The following is a 1,889-nucleotide window of genomic DNA, read 5'->3' on the forward strand; positions in this document are numbered from 1 at the left end:
TGCAGACCTTTCGTCATGGCCTCCTACCTTTCTTTCGGGCCCCTGTCAGGGCCGATTCGTTAGCGCCCCTCCGTGTGAGGCGTTATTGCTGACGACATATTTATATCCAAAATCAGTCCATACTTCCACCTCGCCCACGAACGGTTTTATATGAGGGGTGAACGGCATACACATATACTTCACGCATGGCACACTTTGATATAATAAAGTGTATTTACGTGCTAAAACGCGTTTTCAGTCCAAATAGCAAATGGAACTTAACTTTATTAAACCACCCTCAAATTGCATATTTCTAATAAAGCTATGAATAGAATTAGCGATTCATACCGAGTCTCAACCATTTTCATTTTTATTCAGAAAAAAGTTTGTCCTATTCATTTCTGGTATGCATATTACCGTTTACCAGACGCTTGGTACCGTTCACCGGAAGTTCAGTATAAGGCCCAACGAACACCGGCTCGCCTTACGGCCTCATTTGTAACAACTTGACTTCTCGGTATAGAAAAACAGACCCGCTCCCCTCATGGGAAACGGGTCTGTTATCGATAATCGTAGACAGATTTGAGCGGCTTTGAGAGCCGTCGGAATCCTAGCGATCGAACTCCGCCAGTGCCTCGCCCAGAAGCCTCAGGCCCTCGCGAAGAACGTCTTCGCTCGCGCAGTAGCCCAGACGCGCGCCGCAGGGAAGCTCAAAGCGGCTGCCGGGAACCAGCAGCACTCCCCTCTCGGCCAACAGGCGCTTGCAGAACTCCTCATCGTCCTCGGGAATATCCAGCTGGATAAACGAGGTGGATACGCCCTGCGGCGCCGTTCAAGAGACGCGGCTCTGCGTATCGATCCATGCCTGAGCGATATCACGGTTGTCAAACACGATCTTGCGGTTGCGCTCAAGGATCTTATCCTTGTGCTCGAGCACGTAGGTCGCCAGGGCGTCGTTGAACACGCCGCCGCAGATCATGGTGTAGTCACGATAGGTGCGGATGCTGTTGGAGACCTCTTCGTTGGCCACGACCCAGCCCACGCGAGCCGCAGGCGTCGAATAGGTCTTGGACACCGAGTTGGTGACAATGGCCTTCTCGTACACGTCGGCCATCGATATAAAGGACTCGGTGTTCTCGAGCGGCAGATACACCTCGTCGCACAGCACATAGGCGCCCACCGAACGGGCGATCTCGGCAATCTGGCCGAGCGTATCGGCATCGAGCACCGTACCGATGGGGTTCGATGCGTTATTGATGCAGATGAGCTTGGTGTTGGGGTGAACGAGGTGCTTGAGCTGTTCGATATCGGGCTTCCAGCCGAGCTCCTCGCGAAGCTCCCAATACTCGACCTCGGCACCGAGCGTACGCGGAATCTCATAGAGCGGCGCATAGGTGGGCCACTCGGCAATCACATGGTCGCCGGGCTCGACCACGGCCATGATGGCGTTGAGGTTCGCGCCCGTGCAGCCGTTGGTCTGCAAAATGTGATCGGGATTGACCTCGCGACGATACAGCTTGGCGACTTCGGCCTTAAACTCCGGCGAACCCTCGATCCAGCCGTAATTCATCTTCTCGCGATCCAGGCGCTCGTAGAACGTAGCACCGTCCTGCTCGTCAAGTGCGCGAAGCTCACCCATGGTCAGCGACGAGATCGTCGACTGAGCGATATCCCAGGTAGCACTCTTCTCCCAAACGTTGAGCCAATCCTCAACGCCAATTGTCTTGATATCCATGGCCACCTTATCTGATCTTAATTTAGCGTCAATAAACATGAATGGGACGGTGCGAAAGAACCGCACCGTCCCATTGGGAGACATCTAATGTCAGCTAGATGTTTGTAGTAAGACCTGTACGGGTCTTTGAAAACCTTAGAGGTCCTCGCGCCAGAAGGGCATGCTCATGCAGCGC

General features: G+C 53.7%; 2 protein-coding genes. Both read right to left on the bottom strand.

All coding sequences use genetic code 11. The features are described from left to right. Positions 1 to 589 precede the first annotated feature (589 nt). Positions 590 to 733, bottom strand: a complete 144-nt coding sequence (locus tag DWV20_RS10100) for a hypothetical protein (RefSeq protein WP_233539822.1) — start codon at positions 731 to 733, stop codon at positions 590 to 592. Between the two features lie 78 nt (positions 734 to 811). Further along, positions 812 to 1,714, bottom strand: coding sequence for an aminotransferase class I/II-fold pyridoxal phosphate-dependent enzyme (locus DWV20_RS09790; protein ID WP_233539823.1), 903 nt, complete (start codon positions 1,712 to 1,714; stop codon positions 812 to 814). Between the last annotated feature and the right edge of the window lie 175 nt (positions 1,715 to 1,889).

The sequence above is a fragment of the Collinsella sp. AF02-46-1 genome (genome assembly GCF_003465825.1).
Taxonomy (GTDB): domain Bacteria; phylum Actinomycetota; class Coriobacteriia; order Coriobacteriales; family Coriobacteriaceae; genus Collinsella.